Raw genomic sequence first — 17700 nt, 5'->3', positions numbered from 1 at the left:
CACGGCCGCCCGATCCCGTCCGGGCGGCCGTGCCCGCGTCCGCGGGCGGCCTCACCCGGCCCGTGCGATGGCGATGGTCGCCCCCAGGCGGTGGCCCGCCTCGTAGAACATGTACTGCGTGCCCCCGTCGGACCCGTAGGAGGGGGCCGCGCTGCGGCCCGAGTCCGGCGGCCCAGCCAGGGGGCTGTGGACCACGCCCAGGTGGTTGCGCAGGGAGAAGTCCCGCCCGACCTCGGTGAGGCGGATGTCGCCCCGGTCGGTGTGGTAGGCGACGTAGGTGCTCCCGCCCCGCTCGAGGACATGGGGCCCGGACAGGTTCGCCACCCCCACGGAGGAGTGGGAGACCAGCGGCCGGGGGTCGAAGTCGAAGGTGATGCCGTCGGCCGACCACCCCCACCCGATGGAGCGGTTGCCGCCCGTGCTGTTGCGCATGAACACCATCACGTAGCGCGCGCCCCGGTCGGGCAGGGGGTGCTCGAAGACCCGGGCGTAGGAGGCCTCCGTGGTGCCCGGCACCATCGCCGTGGTCAGGACGGTGCCCTGGTAGTCGAAGTCGATCCCGTTCCGCGAGCGCGCCAGGCGAGTGGTGGTGTTCTCGCCGTGGAAGTACAGCCACATCTCCCGGTGCTCGGCGTTCCACATCACGTGCGGCGAGGAGACGTGGCTGACCGAGTAGTGCGGGGACCAGGTGCGGGACACGATCGGGTTGCCCGGGTGCTCGGTGAAGGGGCCCTCCGGGCTGTCGGCGTACGCCAGGCAGATGCCGCCGGGCGCGTCGTGGGGGGCGTAGTAGAGCAGGAAGCGGCCGGGGGCGCCGGAGAGTCTCCCGGCGGTGCCGCGCAGGCACGGGAAGATCAGCTCCCCCGTCGGGTTGTAGGCCAGCGACGAGGTGTCCAGGGCCTCGCGCAGGAACGTGTACCGGGGCAGGACCGGGGCGGTGCGGGCGGCGCCCGCGGGCGCCGGCCCGAGGAGGCCGGGGGCGAGGAGGGCCCCGGCCGCGGCGGCCCCGGCGCCCAGGAGCGCGGTCCTGCGGCCCACGCCCGGGGCCGGGGTGTCGGGGGAGTGTGCGTCGGACATGACGGTTCCCTTCCGGAGCGTGTCGGGGGGTGCTCCGAGGTCCAGAGTCTCTGCCAGGGACGATGCGTCAGTCAAGGACCTAATACGTATTAGTGAAACTCCATGGCCATCGGTCGGAAATCCGGCCGACACCTCTTGACATACCGCGTGGCGCGGCTCACAGTCATGGACTAATGCGCATTAGGACGCCGTATCAGAGGAGGAACAGGTGACCGACGCAAGCCGGGAGAGGGCCGCCGGGCGCCGCAGGCCCCGCCAGTCCGACATCGCGCGGGTCGCGGGCGTCTCCCAGGCCGCCGTCTCCCTCATCCTGCGGGGGACGCCCTCGGGCATGGCGCTCGCCAGGGAGACCCGGCAGAGGGTCCTCGACGCCGCGGAGGAACTCGGCTACGTGCCCGACCCCGTGGCCACGCGGCTCGCCTCCGCGCGCAACGCGATGCTCGGCCTGTACACCTTCAGCACCACGTTCCCCACCGACGTCGCCCACTCCTACTACCCGGTCCTGGCCGGGGTGGAGGAGGAGGCGGCCGCCCAGGGGCAGGACCTCATCCTGTTCACCGGCTCCGCCCGCGCCGCTGCGCGGGCGCAGGACCCGGCCGCGGTACGGCGCGTCCGCGTCGCCGACGGCTGCCTGTTCTTCGGGCGCCACGTGCCGGAGGAGCCCATCCGGCGCCTGGTCGAGGACGGATTCCCCTTCGTCTACATCGGCCGCCGGGACGAGCCCGGCGTCCCCTACGTCGGCGCCGACTACGTCCCGGCGTCGGCGCAGGTCGTGGCGCGACTCGTCGCGGCGGGCCACCGCAAGATCCGCTACCTGCGCGAACACGACCAGGCGCCGGCCTCGGCCGACCGGGAGGAGGGTGTCCTGAAGGGCGCCCGCGAAGCCGGCCTGGACACCCGGGGCCTGGTCGCGCCGACCGACGGCGCCGACGCGGACGCCCTGCTGGGCGGCTGGCTGGCCGAGGGCGTCACCGCCGTCGTCGTCGAGCAGACCGACACCGGGGCCGCCCTGGCGGGGCTCGGGGCGGCCGTGGGCCGGGCGGGCCTGGACTGTCCCGGAGACCTGTCCCTGGCGGTGCTCGGCGCGGCCACCGGTACCCGGGGCCGCGCCCCGGGCGGGGGCGCCGCGTTCAGCGGGTTCGACGTCCCCATGCGCGAGATGGGCCGCGACGCCGTCCGCCTGCTGCTGGAGCTGATCGCGGGCTCCCCCGGGGCAGCCACCCGGCGCCTGCTGCCCTGCGAACCGGTGGAGGGCGGCACGATCGCCGCCCCCCGCCCGCCGAAGAAGCACACCTGAGAGACATCTCAGGTGGCCTCGCCGGGCCGGGAACCGACAGGGGTCGGCCCGGTGCCCACGCGGCCACCACGAAACAGATCCGTCCTGGACCAGTCCAGCAGTCCTTCAGCAGAGCTGTCTGGAACCGCTTACGAACGAATTAGGCACACGATGACCGAGACCCGTACAGAGATCCTCGTCGTGGGCGGGGGACTGGGCGGCGTGGCCGCCGCGCTGGCCGCCGCCGACTCCGGCCGCCGCGTCGTCCTCACCGAGGAGACCGACTGGATCGGCGGACAGCTCACCTCGCAGGCCGTCCCGCCCGACGAGAACCCCTGGATCGAGCAGTTCGGCGCCACCGCCTCCTACCGCCGCCTGCGCGAGGGCATCCGCGACCACTACCGCCGGGCCTACCCGCTGCGCGCGGAGGCCGCCGCCTCCCGCACCCTCAACCCCGGCGCCGGCCGGGTCAGCAAGCTCTGCCACGAGCCCCGGGTCGCCCTGGCCGTCCTGGAGGAGATGCTCGCCCCCCACCGTGCCGCCGGGCGCGTCACCGTGCTCGAACGGCACCGTCCCGTGGAGGCGCGCACGGACGGGTACCGGGTGGACTCCGTCGTCCTGGAGGACGCGCGGGGCCGGAGGCACACCGTCGCCGCCGACTACGTCCTCGACGCCACGGAGAACGGCGACCTCCTGCCGATGGCGGGGATCGACCACGTCACCGGCGCGGAGGCCAGGTCGGAGCACGGCGAGCCGCACGCACCCGAGACCGCCGACCCCGCCAACCTCCAGGGCATCACGTACTGCTTCGCCGTCTCCCACCACGAGGGCGAGGACCACACGATCGAGCGCCCGCGCATGTACGACTTCTGGCGCTCCTACCGGCCCGACTTCTGGCCGGGCCCCCTGCTGGGCTTCGCCGCGCCCGACCCGCGCACCCTGGAGCCCTCCCGGCGCACGTTCGTCCCCAACCCCGACGTGGACCCCCTCGCCGTGGCCGCCGACCAGAGCGCCGACGCCGGGGACAAGGAGCTGTGGGGCTTCCGCCGCATCCTGGCGCGCGGCATGCACCGCCCCGGCGCGTTCGACTCCGACATCACCCTGGTCAACTGGCCGCTCAACGACTACTGGCTCAAGCCCGCCCTGGAGATCGAGGGCGTCGTGGACGCCGCGACCGTCCGCGAGGCCCACGAGGAGGCCCGCCAGCTGTCCCTGTCGGTCCTGTACTGGCTCCAGACCGAGGCGCCGCGGCCCGACGGCGGAACCGGGTTCCCGGGACTGCGACCGCGCCCCGACGTCACCGGCGCGGAGGGCGGGCTGGCCAAGGCCGCCTACGTCCGCGAGTCCCGCCGCATCAGGGCGGTCACCACCGTCACCGAGCACGACGTGTCCCTCGACCTCGTGGGACCGCACGGCATCGTCCGGCGCCACGACTCCGTGGGCATCGGCAGCTACCGCATCGACCTGCACCCCTCCACCGGCGGCGACACCTACGTCGACATCGCCAGCGTCCCGTTCGAGATCCCCCTGGGCGCGCTCCTGCCCGCCCGGGAGACCAACCTGCTCCCCGCCGCGAAGAACATCGGCACCACCCACATCACCAACGGCTGCTTCCGGCTGCACCCCGTCGAGTGGAACATCGGCGAGGCGGCCGGACGGCTCGCCGCCTTCGCCCTGGAGCAGGGCACCACACCGCACGCCGTCCGCGACAAGGCCGACCTCCTGGAGGCCTTCACCGCCCTCCTGGACCGCACCGGCGTCGAACGCCACTGGCCCGACGTCCGCGGCTACTGACACCCCTCGGCGCCGCCGACCGCACCCCGCCCGGCCGGCGGCGCCCCGTACCTCCCACTCCCCACGCACTCCCCGAAGGGGCGACGATGATCGACCCGACCCCACCTCCCACCCGCGGCCCCGTACGCGTCGGCATCGACGTCGGGGGCACCTTCACCGACGCCGTGGCCGTCAGCGCCACCACGTTCGCCCTCCTCGGCCAGGTCAAGGTGCCGACCAGCCACGACCACGCCGACGGCGTCGCCCACGGCATCATGACCGCGCTGGAGCGCCTGCTCGACGACATCGGCGTCGGCGCCGACGACGTCGGCTTCCTCGCGCACGGCACCACCCAGGCCACCAACGCCCTCCTGGAGGGCGACGTCGCCACCATCGGCATCGTGGGGATCGGCACCGGCTACGACGCGTTCGCCACCGGGCGCCTGCGCTCCCTGGGCAAGCTCAGACTCGACTCCGGGCACCGGCTCCCCGTCCGCTACACCGCGCTCCGGGACCCCGAGGACGCCGCGGCCGCGCTCGCCGGCGTGGACCGGGTGCTCGCCGAGGGCGCCGAGGTCGTGGTCGCGGTCGAACCCTTCAGCGTGGACGACCCCAGGGGCGAGGCCGCCGTCCGGGCGGCGGCCGAGCTGCGGGGCGTCCCCGTCACCGCCACCCACGAGATCACCCAGCTCTACGGCCTGGGCAAGCGGGCCCGCACCGCCGCGCTCAACGCCGGGGTGATGCCCCGCATGCTCAGGACCGCCGACCTCGTCGAGAGCAGCATCCTCAAGGCCGGGGTGAGCGCGCCGCTGATGGTGATGCGCTGCGACGGCGGGGTCATGTCCCTGGCCGAGATGCGCAGCCGACCCCTCCTGACGGTGCTCTCCGGACCCGCGGCCGGGGTCGCGGGAGCCCTCATGGGGGAGAAGGTGAGCGAGGGCGTCTTCCTGGAGACGGGAGGCACCTCCACCGACGTCAGCGTGATCCGGCGCGGGCGCGTGCAGATCAGGCACGCCGAGTTGGGGGGCAAGGAGACCTACCTGTCGGCCCTGGACGTGCGCACCGTCGGGGTGGGCGGCGGCTCCCTCGTGCGCCTGTCCGGAGGCGACGGGTCCGGCGGGGCCGCCCTGACGGACGTGGGCCCCCGCAGCGCCCACATCGCGGGCCTGCCCTACGCCTGCTTCGCCGACCCGGCCGAACTGGAGGGGGCCCGGCTGGTCCGGGTCAGCCCGCTGGCCTCCGACCCCGCCGACTACGCCGTCCTGGACACCGGCGGACGGCGCTTCGCCCTCACGGTCACCTGCGCGGCCAACGCCGCCGGGCTGGTGCCCGAGGGCGACTACGCCCGCTCCGACGCCCGCGCCGCACGGGCCGCCCTGGCCCCGCTGGCACGCGCCCTCGGGGTCGACGTGGACGGGGCCGCGCGCGCCGTCCTGCACCGGGCCACCGAGCGCGTCAGCGCCGTCGTGGAGGCCCTCGTGCGCGACTACGGTCTCGACCGCGACGTGTGCGACCTCGTCGGCGGGGGAGGCGGCGCCGCCACCGTCACCCCCTACCTGGGCGAGCGCACGGGCATGCGGTCCCGCATCGCCGCCCACAGCGAGGTCATCAGCCCCCTCGGAGTGGCCCTCGCACTGGTCCGCGAGTCCGTCGAGCGCATCATCCCCGGCGCCACCCACTCCGACGTGCTCGCCGTGCGCTCCGAGGCCGAGCAGGCGGTGCTCGCGCAGGGCGCCGACCCCTCCGGGGTGGAGGTGGACGTCACCGTCGACCCGCAGCGCAACCTCGTCACCGCCGTCGCCACGGGCGCCACCGAGCTGCGCACCAAGGACCGCACCGCCGTCACGGACGCCGGCGCGGCCCGCGCCGCGGCCGCCGCCAGCCTCGGCGCGGACCCGGGGGCCGTCACCGAGTACGCCTCCAACGGCTGGTACCGGGTCTTCGGCCTGCTCCGCCGCCCCGGGGGGCCGTTCGGCCGCTTCGCCCGGGAGCGCGCCCACGTGCGCGTCGTGGACGCCGAGGGCGTCGTGCGCCTGCACAGCGCCGACGCCCGGGTGGACACCCTGACCGCCGCGGAGGCGGAGGGAAGGCTCAGGGACCTGGTGGCGGAGCGCACCGCCTACGGCGACGGAGGGGCGGTCCCGCCCGCGGTGTGGCTCCTGCTGGGCCCCAAGCTCGCCGACCTGTCGGGGGTCATGGACCCCGGCCACCTCTTGGCGCTCGCGGCCACCGAGATCGGCCGCCGCGGCCCCGACGAGACGGTGATCGCCCTGATGGAGACACGCCGATGACCGCGCCGCCGCGCCCCGGGGCCGACTACGGCCGCATCTCGGCGGCCTCCGACGAGGACCTGGCCGCCGAACTCCTGGCCCTGACCCCCACGCACGAGGGCCGCGACCCCGAGCAGCTGCGCGACTGGGCGCGCACCGCCCTGGCCTTCGGGCGCGAGCTGGCCGACACCGCCCGCGCGGGGCCCGCCGGGCCCGGGGGAGCGGGGGCCGAGGTGACCGACAGGGCCACCGGGGGCCTGCGCCCCGGCGAGGTCCTGCTCGCCGAGTACCTCCACCGGGCCGCGGGGGACCGGGTGATCGTCTACGCCGACGCCCTGGACTACGCCCGCGGGGTGGCGGAGGCGGCGGGCTGGGGCCGGGACTACCCGCGCGCCGCGCTGCGCGGGGCGGCGCTCGCCCACGAGGAGGCCCACCGCATGCTGCACCGCGGCCACGGCCGGGAGCTGCGCCGCAGACTCGGCCACACGGCGCTGAGGCTGGGGCCCCTGCGGGTGCGGGGGCACGTCGCCGGCGCGGACGAGATCGCCGCCCACGCCTACGCCGGACGGCGCGGGGCGCTCCGCCGGAGCCCGCTCGCGCTCACCGCGGCCATCGCCGCCACCCTCGCCCACCGGGGCCCGGACCAGCACGGTCCGGGCCCGAGAACCACCTCCGGAGACCGCCCGTGACCGCCCTGGGAATCCTTCTCGCCATGGCCGTGGGCGTCGGCCTGATGCTGACGCGCCGCCTCCCCACCGCCTTCGCCCTCGTCCTGCTGTCCGTCGCCGTCGCTCTGATCGCGGGGGCGCCCCTCACCGGGGAGGAGGGCAGCGTCGTCGGCACGGTCGTCCAGGAGGGGGCTCCGCGCCTGGCGGCGACCATGGTCGCCATCCTGCTGGGCTGCTGGCTGGGCACGCTGATGTCGGAGGCGGGGATCGCCTCGACGCTCGTCCGCAAGATCGTGGAGTTCGGCGGCGAGCGCCCCTCCGTGGTCGCGGTCGGCGTGTTCCTGGTCGCGATCCTGTGCGGGGCCATCACGGGTTCGGCCCCGGCGGCGATGCTCGCGGGCGTCGTCGGCATCCCGGCGATGATCGCGGTCGGGGTCACGCCCACCGTCGCGGCGGGCACCGTCCTGGTGGGCATCGCCGCCGGGCTCCCCCTGGAGCTGATCAACTGGCAGTTCCTGTCCGACGCCATCGGCGTCCCGGTCTCCACGGTGCAGCACTTCCAGCTGCGCATGTTCCCGATCGCCCTGGTCGGCGGCCTCGCCTACATCCTCGTGGAGATGCGCCGCAAGGGGGCGCGGCACACGTGGGCGGTGCGCGTCCCCGCGCCCGCCGGGGGCGGGGGCCCCGGCCGCCCCGCCGGCCGGCGCGCACGCGCCGCCGAGCGGCGCCGCCGCCGCGGGGACGCCCCCTGGTACGCGCTGGTCACACCCCTGGTCCCGATCGTGCTGGCGCTGGGGCTGGAGATCCCCATCGTGCCCTCGCTGATCGCGGGCGTCGTCTACGCGCTGCTCACCGCCGTGCCCTGGCGGGACATGACGAGCACCGCGCTGCGCACCCTCTACCAGGCGTTCGACGTGGCGGCCCCGCCCATCGTCCTGTTCATCGCGATCGGGATGCTCCTCGCCGCGGTGAACCTGCCCGGCGCGGTCCAGGCGCTCAGCCCCGTGGTCACCGCGATCAGTCCGGGCAGCCCGTGGCTGTTCGTCCTGGTCTTCGCCGCACTGGTGCCGCTGGCCCTCTACCGCGGTCCGATGAACATCTTCGGCCTCGGCGCGGGGGTGGCCGGGGTGCTCATCTCCGGCGGCATCTACCCCGCCCCGGCGGTGCTGGGCATGATGGCCTCCTACGGCCAGGTCCTGGGCGTCTCGGACCCCACCAGCACCCAGACGGTGTGGGCCTCGCAGTACGCCGGGGTCCGCCCCGAGCGCTCCATGCTCTCCACGCTCCCCTACACGTGGGCGGTCGCCGTCGCCGGCCTGGCCCTCACCGCGTTCCTCTACCTGCGGTGAGCCGCCCGGCGGCGGGCCCCGCCCGGAAGGGGCGAGGCCTCCCGGGCCCGTCCGCCGGGGCACGTCACCGCGCTGACGCCCCGGTCCTCCCGGAGGGCCGGCGCCGCAGGGGAGCCCGCCGGTGGGCCGATCGGCCCACCGGACCGCGGCCGCGCTGGTAGCGTGGCGCGCCATGACGATCCTGAGCCGCCCCCCGTTCGCGCGCCTGGTGGCCCGGTCGATGCAGGCGGGCATGGCGCTCGCGGCGGGACCCGCGACCCGCCGCGCGCACGCGAGGCTTCCCGAGTACCCCCGAAGGACCGAGGCGCTCACCGTCCCCACCTCCTACGGTCCGGCGCGCGTCACCGTCCACCGCCCCGGACCCGCTCCCCGGCCCCCGGCGGTGTACGTCAACCTGCACGGCGGGGGCTTCGTGCTGGGGTGGACGGAGATGGACGATCCGCTGTGCCGCGCGCTGGCGGCCGAGGCCGGGGCGGTCGTGCTCAACGTCGGCTACGCGGTCGCGCCACAGCACCCGTTCCCGGCCCCGGCCCGCCAGGCGCACGAGATCGTGCGGTGGGCGGCGGCCCACGGCGGCGAGCACGGCTGGGACGGGTCGCGCCTGGTGGTCGGCGGGCAGAGCGCGGGAGGCGCCCTGGCCGCGGCGGCGGCGCGGCTGGACCTGGAGGCCGGCGAGTCCCTGGTCGGGTTGCAGGTGCTGCACTACCCGCCGCTGGACATGACCGTGGCGGCGGGGGACAAGCCCTCGGTCGTCGACCGTCCCCTGCTGCGGCCCTGGATGGGCGAGGTCTTCAACTCCTCCTACCTGCCCGATCCGGCGGAGCGGGGCCACCGGCTGGCCTCCCCGGCGGGGCCGCGGGACACCGCGGACCTCACCGGTATCGCGCCCGCCCTCGTCATCGTCGCCGAGCACGACATCCTGCGCGAGGAGGGGCGCCGCTACGCCCGCCGGCTCGACGGGGCCGGCGCGCTCGCGGCCCTGCACGAGGTCGCCGGCCGCGACCACGGCTACGACGTGGGCGACGACGACGCGGCCCGGCAGACCTACCGCCTGATCGCCTCCCACGTCGCACGGGCGCTTCCGGCGCCGGGGTAGGGCCCGCGGGCCCGGCGCCGGGCCCGTCTTCCGCGGGCGGCGCGCGCACGCCGACGGCCGCCGGCGTGCGCGCGCAGGACCGTGGGGCGTGCCGCCTACGCCCGGGGCCGCTGGTCGACGATGCGCCGGAACTTGCCCACGGACCGCTCGATCTGCTCGGGGTCCACGACGTCCACGGTGACGCTCACGCCGACCCTGTCCTTGACCGTGGCGACGATCTCCCGGCTCAGGGCGGTGCGGCGCTCGGCGGTGCAGTCCGGGGCGGCCTCGATCCGCACGGCCATGCGGTCCAGGCGGCCCTCCTTGGTGAGCACCAGCTGGAAGTGCGGGGCGAGCCCGTCCAGGCCCAGGACGATCTCCTCGATCTGGGTCGGGAAGACGTTGACGCCGCGCAGGATGATCATGTCGTCGCTGCGTCCGGTGACCTTGTCCATGCGGCGCATGGGCCGGGCGGTGCCCGGGCGCAGCGTCGTCAGGTCGCGGGTGCGGTAGCGGATCACGGGCATCGCCTGCTTGGTGAGCGAGGTGAAGACCAGCTCGCCGCTCTGCCCGTCGGGCAGGACCTCCTGTGTGACGGGGTCCAGGACCTCGGGGTAGAAGTGGTCCTCCCACACGTGCAGGCCGTCCTTGGTCTCCACGCACTCGTTGGCCACGCCCGGTCCCATGACCTCGGACAGGCCGTAGATGTCGACGGCGTGGATGTCGAAGCGCTCCTCGATCTCGCGGCGCATCTGCTCGGTCCAGGGCTCGGCGCCGAAGATGCCGATCCTGAGGGAGGTCGTGCGCGGGTCGATGCCCTGGCGCTCGAACTCGTCCATCAGGGTCAGCATGTAGCTGGGGGTGACCATGATGATCTCGGGCCGGAAGTCCTGGATGAGCTGGACCTGCTTGGCGGTCTGGCCGCCGGAGGCCGGGATGACCGTGCAGCCGAGCTTCTCGGCGCCGTAGTGGGCGCCCAGGCCGCCGGTGAAGAGCCCGTAGCCGTAGGAGACGTGGACCTTGTGGCCGGGCCGCCCGCCCGCCGCGCGGATGGAGCGGGCCACGACCGTGGCCCAGGTGTCGATGTCCTCGCGGGTGTAGCCCACGACCGTGGGGCGGCCCGTGGTGCCGCTGGAGGCGTGGATGCGGCTGACCTGCTCCTGGGGGACGGCGAACATGCCGAAGGGGTAGTTGTCGCGCAGGTCGGCCTTGGTGGTGTGCGGGAAGAGGCCGATGTCCTCCAGCGTCCGCAGGTCCGCGGGGCGCACCCCGGCCTCGTCGAACTTCTTCCTGTACAGCGGCACGTTGGCGTACGCGTGGTCCAGCGTCCACCGCAGGCGCCTCAGCTGGAGGGCGCGCAGTTCGTCGACACCCATGCGCTCGGCCGGGTCCAGGAGGTCGGGTGCGGGCGCCTGCCCGAGGCGCTGGTGAGGGGCGGCACCGGCCGACTGCGTGGTGGTGTCGTGGCTTGCCATGGGCCTCTCCGTGTACTGTGCGCGGGAACCCGCCGGGCCGGCAGGCCCGGGGGGAGGGTGGGCGGGGGCCGCGCGGTCGTGGATGTGGTGCGGGCCCTGTGCGGGGGGACCCGACTTGCTTACTGACCGAACGTTCGGTTACTAATGCATTAACGCAGTCTCCGGGCGAGCATGTCAAGGAGAAGTGTCGATGATTTCACAGATGGCGGTGGCGCAGGCCACTGCCGCCAACACGGGAGGACGCACGTGAGCGACGTCTACTTGGTCGACGGGGTGCGAACCCCCCAGGGCCGCTACGGCGGCGCCCTCGCCGCCGTCCGCCCCGACGACCTCGCCGCCACGGCCGTCGCCGAGGCGGTCCGCCGCTCGGGCGTCCCCGGCGAGGCCGTCGACGAGGTGATCCTCGGCGCCGCCAACCAGGCCGGCGAGGACAACCGCAACGTGGCACGCATGGCCGTGCTGCTCTCCGGACTCGACCCCCGGGTCCCCGCCTACACCGTCAACCGGCTCTGCGCCAGCGGGCTGACCGCCGTCTCCTCCGCAGCCCAGGCCATCCGCGCCGGGGAGGCCGACGTGGTCGTCGCGGGCGGCGTCGAGTCCATGACCCGCGCCCCCTGGGTGATGGCCAAGCCCGGCACCCCCTGGGCCAAGCCCGGAGAGGTCGCCGACACCTCCCTGGGCTGGCGCTTCACCAACCCGCGCTTCACCGAGGCCGACGCGCGGGTCCCCGCCGGCGCCGCGCCCACCGACCTGCGCTACACGCTGTCCATGGGCGAGACCGCCGAAGAGGTCGCCCTCCTGGAGGGCCTGACCCGCGAGGAGTGCGACGCCTTCGCCCTGCGCAGCCACGAGCGCGCCGTCGCCGCGGCCGGGGCCGGGCGCTTCGACGCGGAGATCGTCCCGGTCACCGTCACCGACCGCAAGGGCCGGACCCACGAGGTCACCGCCGACGAGGGCCCCCGCCCCGACTCCGGCATGGAGAGCCTGGGCAGGCTGCGGCCCGTCTTCCGCGAGGGCGGCGTCGTCACCGCCGGCAACTCCTCCTCGCTCTCCGACGGAGCCTCCGCCCTCGTCCTGGCCGGCGGGCACGCCGTCCGCGAGTACGGCCTCACCCCCCGCGCCCGCGTCGTCGGCTCCGCCTCCGCCGGGGTGGACCCGCAGCTCATGGGGCTGGGCCCCGTCCCGGCCACCCGCAAGGCCCTGGACCGCGCGGGCTGGACGGTCGGCGACATCGGTGCGGCCGAACTCAACGAGGCCTTCGCCGCCCAGTCCCTGGGCGTGGTGCGACAGCTGGGGATGGACGAGGGGATCGTCAACGCCGACGGCGGCGCGATCGCCCTGGGCCACCCGCTCGGCAGCTCGGGCTCCCGCATCCTCGTCACCCTGCTCAACCGCATGGAGCGCGAGGACGCCCGGCGCGGACTGGCCACCCTGTGCGTCGGCGTCGGCCAGGGCGTCGCCCTCCTGGTGGAGCGCCCGTGAGCGCCCGCCAGGACTTCGGGACGCTCCTCGTCGACCGCCGCGAGGACCGCGTGGTGGTCGAGCTGCACCGCCCCGAGGCGCGCAACGCCATCAACGCACGGATGATCGCCGAGCTGCACGAGGTGTGCGCCGAGATCGAGGCCGACCCCAGGCCGCTGCTGCTCACCGGGCACGGGAGCGTGTTCGCGGGCGGCGCCGACATCGCCGAGCTGCGCGAACGCGGACGCGAGGAGGCGATGGCCGGCATCAACAGCCGCCTGTTCGAGCGCCTGCACCGGCTCCCGGCGCCCACCGTGGCCGCCGTGGACGGGTGGGCGCTGGGCGGCGGGGCAGAGCTGTCCTACGCGTGCGACATCCGGCTCGCCACGCCCACCGCAGTCTTTGCCCAGCCCGAGCCGGGACTGGGCATCATCGCGGGGGCCGGCGCGTGCTGGCGGCTGCGGGAGCTGGTCGGCGCCTCGGTCGCCAAACAGGTGCTGCTGGGCGGTTTCCGGCTGGACGCCGAGGCGGCCCTGCGCCACGGCCTGGTCGCCGAGATCGTCCCGGCCGGGGAGCTGCGCGCGAGCGCCCACGCCCTCCTGGACCGGATGGCGGCCTCCTCGGCACCGGCCCTGCGCATGACCAAGCTGGTCCTGGACGCCGACGGGGCGCACCCGCTGGCCGACGACATGGCGCAGGCGGTGCTGTTCGAGAGCGCCGACAAGCACGACCGGATGACCCGTTTCCTGGAGAGGAAGAAGCGTTGAGCACCCACGAGCAGAGCGCCGCCGGGGCGGGCGTCCCCGCGGTCGTCGCCGTCGTCGGCGGCGGCACCATGGGCGCCGGGATCGTCCAGCAGTTCCTCACGGCGGGCGCGGACGTGGTCCTGGTCGAGGCCACCGCCGAGGCCGCCGGGGCCGGCCGCGCCCGGGTGGCCGCCGGTCTGGAGGGGGCACGCTCCCGGGGCAGGATCGACGCCGAGCCGGCCGCCTACCTGGCCCGGCTGCGCACGGTCACCGACACCGCCGCCATCCCCGCCGACACCGGCCTGGTGGTGGAGGCCGTGCCCGAGCGGCCGGAGCTGAAGATCGCCGTGCTCACCGCCGCGGAGGCGGCCGTGGGCGAGGACGCCGTCCTGGCCTCCAACACCAGCTCCCTGTCGGTCACCGAACTCGCGGCCGCGCTCCAGCGCCCCCACCGCTTCCTGGGCACCCACTTCTTCAACCCGGTCCCCGCCTCCAAGCTGGTGGAGATCGTGGTCGCCCCCGGGACCGACCCCGCCGTGCTGGAGTCGGTGCGCGGCTGGGTCGGCGCCCTGGGCAAGACCGAGATCGCGGTCAGGGACGCACCCGGGTTCGCCACCAGCCGCCTGGGCGTGACGCTCGGCCTGGAGGCCATCCGCATGGTCGAGGAGGAGGTCGCCTCCCCCGCCGACATCGACACCGCCATGGAGCTGGGCTACCGCCACCCGATGGGGCCGCTCCGGCTCACCGACCTGGTCGGGCTCGACGTGCGCCTGGCCATCGCGGAACACCTGGCCTCCGAGCTGGGGGACCGGTTCGCGCCCCCGGAGCTGCTGCGCCGTATGGTCGCGGAGGGAAAGCTCGGCAAGAAGACCGGCCAGGGCTTCCACACCTGGGACGAGGGAGAATAGAGCGTTGAGCGAACAGAGGGCGGCGGAGTTCGTCGAGGCCGACGGGATCGCCACGGTGCGCCTGAACAGGCCCGCACTGACCCGCGAGGTCAAGGAGGAGCTGCTGGCGGCGCTCCGGGGCGCGGCGGCCTCCACCACGGCCCGCGCCGTACTGCTGCTGGGGTCGGCCAAGGCCTTCTGCGTGGGCCAGGACCTGGCCGAGCACGCGCGGATCCTCGAGGAGGAGCCGGGCCAGGCGCTCACCACGGTGCGCGAGCACTACAACCCGATCGTGCTGGCCCTGGAGGGCATCCAGGTGCCCGTGGTGGTCGGGATCGGCGGGGCGTGCGTCGGGGCCGGACTGGGGTTCGCCCTGGCCGGGGACGTGCGCATCGCCGCGCGCAGGGCCAAGTTCGGCACGGCCTTCACGGGCATCGGGCTGGCCTCGGACTCCGGCCTGGCCTACCGCCTGGTGTCGTCGCTGGGACAGGCGCGGGCCATGGAGCTGATGCTCCTGGGCACCGTCGTCGGCGCGGACCGCGCCCTGGAGCTGGGCCTGGTCACCGAGGTCGTGGAGGACGACGCCTGGGAGGGGCGCGCCCGCGAGGTCGCCGCCCTGCTCGCCTCGGGCCCGACCAGCGCGTTCGTGGCCGCCAAGCGCGAGGTCCGCTCGGCCGCCGACGGCGCCCGTGACCTGCCCGAGCTGCTGGAGGAGGAGGCCGACCTCCAGAACCAGCTCGGGATGACCGCGGACCACGCCGGGGCGGTCGAGGCCTTCCTGGCCAAGCGGGCCCCGACCTTCGGCGGCGGCTGAGCTGGGGGATCCCCCCGCCCCGGGGACTTGCCCGGGCGGGGGAATCCGGGGATACTAATTACTGACCGAACGTTCGGTTATGAATGGGGAACGATCAATGTCCACCGTGACGGCCCAGGAGACGCCCCCCGGCGCAGACCTGGAACACCAGGCGGAGTTCGACGCCAAGGTCGCCGCCGACCAGCGCATCGAGCCGCGTGACTGGATGCCCGAGGCCTACCGCAGGACCCTGGTGCGCCAGGTCTCCCAGCACGCCCACTCGGAGATCATCGGCATGCAGCCCGAGGGCGACTGGATCGCCTCCGCGCCCAGCCTGCGGCGCAAGGCCATCCTGCTGGCCAAGGTCCAGGACGAGGCCGGGCACGGCCTGTACCTGTACGCCGCGGCCGAGACCCTCGGCGTGGACCGCGCCGACCTGACCGAGCGCCTCATCGAGGGGCGCCAGAAGTACTCCTCGATCTTCAACTACCCGTCGCTGACCTTCGCCGACGTCGGCGTGATCGGCTGGCTGGTCGACGGCGCCGCGATCTGCAACCAGGTCCCGCTGTGCCGCAGCTCCTTCGGCCCCTACTCCCGCGCCATGGTGCGCATCTGCAAGGAGGAGTCCTTCCACCAGCGGCAGGGCTACGAACTGCTCATGCGGATGATGGAGGGCACCGAGGGCCAGCGCCGGATGGTCCAGGACGCCGTCGACCGGTGGTGGTGGCCCTCCCTGATGATGTTCGGCCCGCCGGACGCCGAGTCGCCCAACACCCGCCAGTCCATGGCCTGGCGCATCAAGCGCGACACCAACGACGACCTCCGCCAGAAGTTCGTCGACATGAGCGTCCCCCAGGCCGAGAAGCTGGGCGTCACCCTCCCCGACCCCGAACTGGCCTGGAACGGGGAGCGCGGCCACTACGACTTCGGCGAGCCCGACTGGGTCGAGTTCAAGCAGGTCGTCTCCGGAGCCGGCCCCAAGAACGCCGAGCGCGTCGCGCGCCGCCGCGCCGCCCACGAGAAGGGCGCGTGGGTCCGCGAGGCCGCCACCGCCTACGCCAGGAAGCACCAGAGCGCCGAGGAGGCCACGGTATGAGCGACGACGTCACCGGCGCCACCGGGGCGGCCCGCCCCGAGTGGCCCCTCTACGAGGTCTTCGTCCGCGGCAAGCGCGGCCTGAACCACGTCCACGTGGGCTCCCTGCACGCGCCCGACCGCACCATGGCGCTCCACAACGCCCGCAACCTCTACACCCGCCGCAACGAGGGCGTCAGCATCTGGGTGGTGCTCGCGCAGGACATCACCGCGTCCAGCCCCGACGAGAAGGACCCCTTCTTCGCGCCCAGCGGTGACAAGGTCTACCGCCACCCGACCTTCTACCCCATCCCCGAGGACGTCCCGCACATCTAGCGCGGACGACGGGACCGGGGAACACGAGGCCAAAGGAAACAACCATGAGTGGCGACACCATCTTCACGGCCCTGACCGAGGAGCACGGCGGCGACGCCCGCTGGGCCTTCGGCACCGGCTTCACCGACGCCCTCGCGGGCGTGGACACCACCCTTCCCGCGGGGGTGGACGGCGGCGACCTCGCGCTGTACTGCCAGATGCTCGGCGACGACGCCCTCGTCCAGGCGCAGCGCCTCGTCGAATGGGTGACCGACGCGCCCGAACTGGAGGAGGAGGTGGCGCTGGCCAACATCGCCCTCGACCTCCTCGGCCAGGCGCGCCTGCTGCTGGCCCGCGCCGGCCAGGCCGACGGCACCGGCCGCGACGAGGACGCCTTCGCCTACCGGCGGGGCCCCACCGAGTTCCGCAACGTGCACCTGGCCGAGGCCCCCCGGGGCGACTTCGCCCGGGCCGTGGTCACCCTGCTGGCCCTGTCCAGCTCCCGGCTCGCCCTGTTCGCCCGGCTCACGGACAGCAAGGACCCCGTGCTCGCCGCGATCGCCGCCAAGGCGGTCAACGAACTCGCCTACCACCGCGAGTACGCGGTCTCCTGGACCCTCCGCCTGGGCGACGGCACCCCCTACTCCCGCGAGCGCACGGCCGAGGCCGTCGCCGCCGTGTGGCCGCTCACCGGCGAACTCTTCGCCACCCACTCCGTCGAGGCGCGCCTGGCCGGCCAGGGCGTGGGCGTGGACCCGGCCACCGTGCGCGACGAGGTCCACGCCGTCCTCGCCCGGGTGCTGGTCGAGGCCACGCTGGACGCCCCCGCGCCCTTCCCCGAGAGCGCCACCGCCGGGCGCGACGGCAGGCACACCGAACTCCTCGCCCCGCTGCTCGACGAACTCCAGAAGGTGGCCAGGGAGCACCCGGAGGCGACATGGTAGCCACGGACCGGACCACCGGCCCCGAACGCGCCCGGGCGGCGGCCGCGGCGGTCACCGACCCCGAACTGCCCATGCTCACCCTCGCCGACCTGGGCATCCTGCGCCGGGTCGAGATCGAGGAGGACGGGACCGCGGCCGTGTGGATCACCCCCACCTACTCCGGCTGCCCTGCGCTGGCCGAGATGCGCGCCGACGTGGACCGGGCCGTGCGCGGCGCGGGCTTCGACCGGGTGGAGGTGCGCACCGAGCTGTCCCCGCCCTGGACCACCGACTGGATCACCGACGAGGGCAGGCGCAAGCTCTCCGAGAACGGCATCTCACCGCCCGGCGGGGCGCCCCGCCGGGCGCCGGGGCCCGTGCCGCTGACCCTGATGCCCACCCGCACCGTTCCGCGCTGCCCGCTGTGCGGCGCGGCCGACACCGAGGAACTGTCCCGGTTCGGCGCGACCTCCTGCAAGTCGCTCCACCGCTGCCGGTCCTGCCTCGAACCGTTCGAGCACGTCAAGGAGATCTGACA

The 17700-nt window shown here is 74.7% G+C and carries 16 protein-coding genes; 14 read left to right on the top strand and 2 right to left on the bottom strand.

What is annotated here, in order from left to right; translation table 11 throughout:
* Positions 1-51: 51 nt before the first annotated feature.
* Entirely contained in the window at positions 52-1077 is a 1026-nt protein-coding gene (locus OUQ99_RS16495) for a hypothetical protein (protein ID WP_267944645.1), read from the bottom strand.
* 208 nt (positions 1078-1285) lie between these two features.
* Between OUQ99_RS16495 and OUQ99_RS16490 the strand changes: the two genes are divergently transcribed.
* The 6 genes from OUQ99_RS16490 to OUQ99_RS16465 all read left to right on the top strand — a co-directional run bounded on the left by OUQ99_RS16490 (position 1286) and on the right by OUQ99_RS16465 (position 9509).
* Entirely contained in the window at positions 1286-2374 is a 1089-nt protein-coding gene (locus tag OUQ99_RS16490; RefSeq protein ID WP_267944644.1) for a LacI family DNA-binding transcriptional regulator, read from the top strand.
* Positions 2375-2524: 150 nt separating this feature from the next.
* A complete protein-coding gene (locus OUQ99_RS16485) occupies positions 2525-4147 on the top strand; it encodes an FAD-dependent oxidoreductase (protein ID WP_267944643.1) in 1623 nt (540 codons plus the stop codon).
* Between the two features lie 86 nt (positions 4148-4233).
* A complete protein-coding gene (locus OUQ99_RS16480) occupies positions 4234-6417 on the top strand; it encodes a hydantoinase/oxoprolinase family protein (RefSeq protein WP_267944642.1) in 2184 nt (727 codons plus the stop codon).
* Positions 6414-7085, top strand: coding sequence for a hypothetical protein (locus tag OUQ99_RS16475; RefSeq protein WP_267944641.1), 672 nt, complete (start codon positions 6414-6416; stop codon positions 7083-7085). The genes OUQ99_RS16480 and OUQ99_RS16475 overlap by 4 nt, the downstream gene beginning before the upstream one ends.
* Positions 7082-8413, top strand: coding sequence for a transporter (locus tag OUQ99_RS16470; protein WP_267944640.1), 1332 nt, complete (start codon positions 7082-7084; stop codon positions 8411-8413). Before OUQ99_RS16475 ends, OUQ99_RS16470 begins: the two co-directional genes overlap by 4 nt.
* 172 nt (positions 8414-8585) lie before the next feature.
* Positions 8586-9509 carry an alpha/beta hydrolase fold domain-containing protein gene (locus tag OUQ99_RS16465; protein ID WP_267944639.1) on the top strand — a complete coding sequence of 308 codons (924 nt, stop codon included), beginning with the start codon at positions 8586-8588 and terminating at the stop codon, positions 9507-9509.
* Between the two features lie 95 nt (positions 9510-9604).
* Here the strand turns inward: OUQ99_RS16465 and paaK are convergent, their stop codons facing one another.
* Positions 9605-10963, bottom strand: coding sequence for a phenylacetate--CoA ligase PaaK (gene paaK / locus OUQ99_RS16460; RefSeq protein WP_267944638.1), 1359 nt, complete (start codon positions 10961-10963; stop codon positions 9605-9607).
* 246 nt (positions 10964-11209) lie between these two features.
* On the opposite strand from paaK, the gene OUQ99_RS16455 reads away from it, so the two are divergent.
* The 8 genes from OUQ99_RS16455 to paaD all read left to right on the top strand — a co-directional run bounded on the left by OUQ99_RS16455 (position 11210) and on the right by paaD (position 17698).
* Positions 11210-12445, top strand: a complete 1236-nt coding sequence (locus tag OUQ99_RS16455) for a thiolase family protein (protein WP_267944637.1) — start codon at positions 11210-11212, stop codon at positions 12443-12445.
* A complete protein-coding gene (locus OUQ99_RS16450; protein ID WP_267944636.1) occupies positions 12442-13191 on the top strand; it encodes an enoyl-CoA hydratase/isomerase family protein in 750 nt (249 codons plus the stop codon). Before OUQ99_RS16455 ends, OUQ99_RS16450 begins: the two co-directional genes overlap by 4 nt.
* Positions 13188-14078, top strand: a complete 891-nt coding sequence (locus OUQ99_RS16445; RefSeq protein WP_267944635.1) for a 3-hydroxyacyl-CoA dehydrogenase family protein — start codon at positions 13188-13190, stop codon at positions 14076-14078. The genes OUQ99_RS16450 and OUQ99_RS16445 overlap by 4 nt, the downstream gene beginning before the upstream one ends.
* A 4-nt stretch (positions 14079-14082) precedes the next feature.
* Positions 14083-14871 carry an enoyl-CoA hydratase/isomerase family protein gene (locus tag OUQ99_RS16440; protein WP_267944634.1) on the top strand — a complete coding sequence of 263 codons (789 nt, stop codon included), beginning with the start codon at positions 14083-14085 and terminating at the stop codon, positions 14869-14871.
* A 97-nt stretch (positions 14872-14968) separates the two neighbouring features.
* Complete coding sequence (paaA, locus tag OUQ99_RS16435; RefSeq protein ID WP_267944633.1) at positions 14969-15946, top strand: 1,2-phenylacetyl-CoA epoxidase subunit PaaA; 978 nt, start codon at positions 14969-14971, stop codon at positions 15944-15946.
* On the top strand, positions 15943-16260 hold the full coding sequence (gene paaB, locus OUQ99_RS16430) for a 1,2-phenylacetyl-CoA epoxidase subunit PaaB (protein ID WP_267944632.1): 318 nt from the start codon (positions 15943-15945) through the stop codon (positions 16258-16260). Before paaA ends, paaB begins: the two co-directional genes overlap by 4 nt.
* 44 nt (positions 16261-16304) lie before the next feature.
* The gene (gene paaC, locus OUQ99_RS16425) at positions 16305-17183 is read left to right on the top strand and encodes a 1,2-phenylacetyl-CoA epoxidase subunit PaaC (RefSeq protein ID WP_267944631.1); all 879 of its coding nucleotides are present in this window, start codon (positions 16305-16307) and stop codon (positions 17181-17183) included.
* Positions 17177-17698, top strand: coding sequence for a 1,2-phenylacetyl-CoA epoxidase subunit PaaD (gene paaD / locus OUQ99_RS16420; RefSeq protein WP_267944630.1), 522 nt, complete (start codon positions 17177-17179; stop codon positions 17696-17698). Before paaC ends, paaD begins: the two co-directional genes overlap by 7 nt.
* Positions 17699-17700: the final 2 nt, after the last annotated feature.

Origin of the sequence: Streptomonospora nanhaiensis (assembly GCF_026642255.1) — a bacterium.
Taxonomy (GTDB): Bacteria; Actinomycetota; Actinomycetes; order Streptosporangiales; family Streptosporangiaceae; genus Nocardiopsis; species Nocardiopsis tropica.
This window is presented reverse-complemented; position numbering and strand designations above follow the sequence as displayed.

Coding starts and splice junctions, on each gene's coding strand:
- OUQ99_RS16495 (WP_267944645.1), bottom strand. CDS start 1,077: ATGTCCGACGCACACTCCCCCGACACCCCGGCCCCGGGCGTGGGCCGC.
- OUQ99_RS16485 (WP_267944643.1), top strand. CDS start 2,525: ATGACCGAGACCCGTACAGAGATCCTCGTCGTGGGCGGGGGACTGGGC.
- OUQ99_RS16480 (WP_267944642.1), top strand. CDS start 4,234: ATGATCGACCCGACCCCACCTCCCACCCGCGGCCCCGTACGCGTCGGC.
- OUQ99_RS16475 (WP_267944641.1), top strand. CDS start 6,414: ATGACCGCGCCGCCGCGCCCCGGGGCCGACTACGGCCGCATCTCGGCG.
- OUQ99_RS16465 (WP_267944639.1), top strand. CDS start 8,586: ATGACGATCCTGAGCCGCCCCCCGTTCGCGCGCCTGGTGGCCCGGTCG.
- paaK (WP_267944638.1), bottom strand. CDS start 10,963: ATGGCAAGCCACGACACCACCACGCAGTCGGCCGGTGCCGCCCCTCAC.
- paaA (WP_267944633.1), top strand. CDS start 14,969: ATGTCCACCGTGACGGCCCAGGAGACGCCCCCCGGCGCAGACCTGGAA.
- paaB (WP_267944632.1), top strand. CDS start 15,943: ATGAGCGACGACGTCACCGGCGCCACCGGGGCGGCCCGCCCCGAGTGG.
- paaC (WP_267944631.1), top strand. CDS start 16,305: ATGAGTGGCGACACCATCTTCACGGCCCTGACCGAGGAGCACGGCGGC.
- paaD (WP_267944630.1), top strand. CDS start 17,177: ATGGTAGCCACGGACCGGACCACCGGCCCCGAACGCGCCCGGGCGGCG.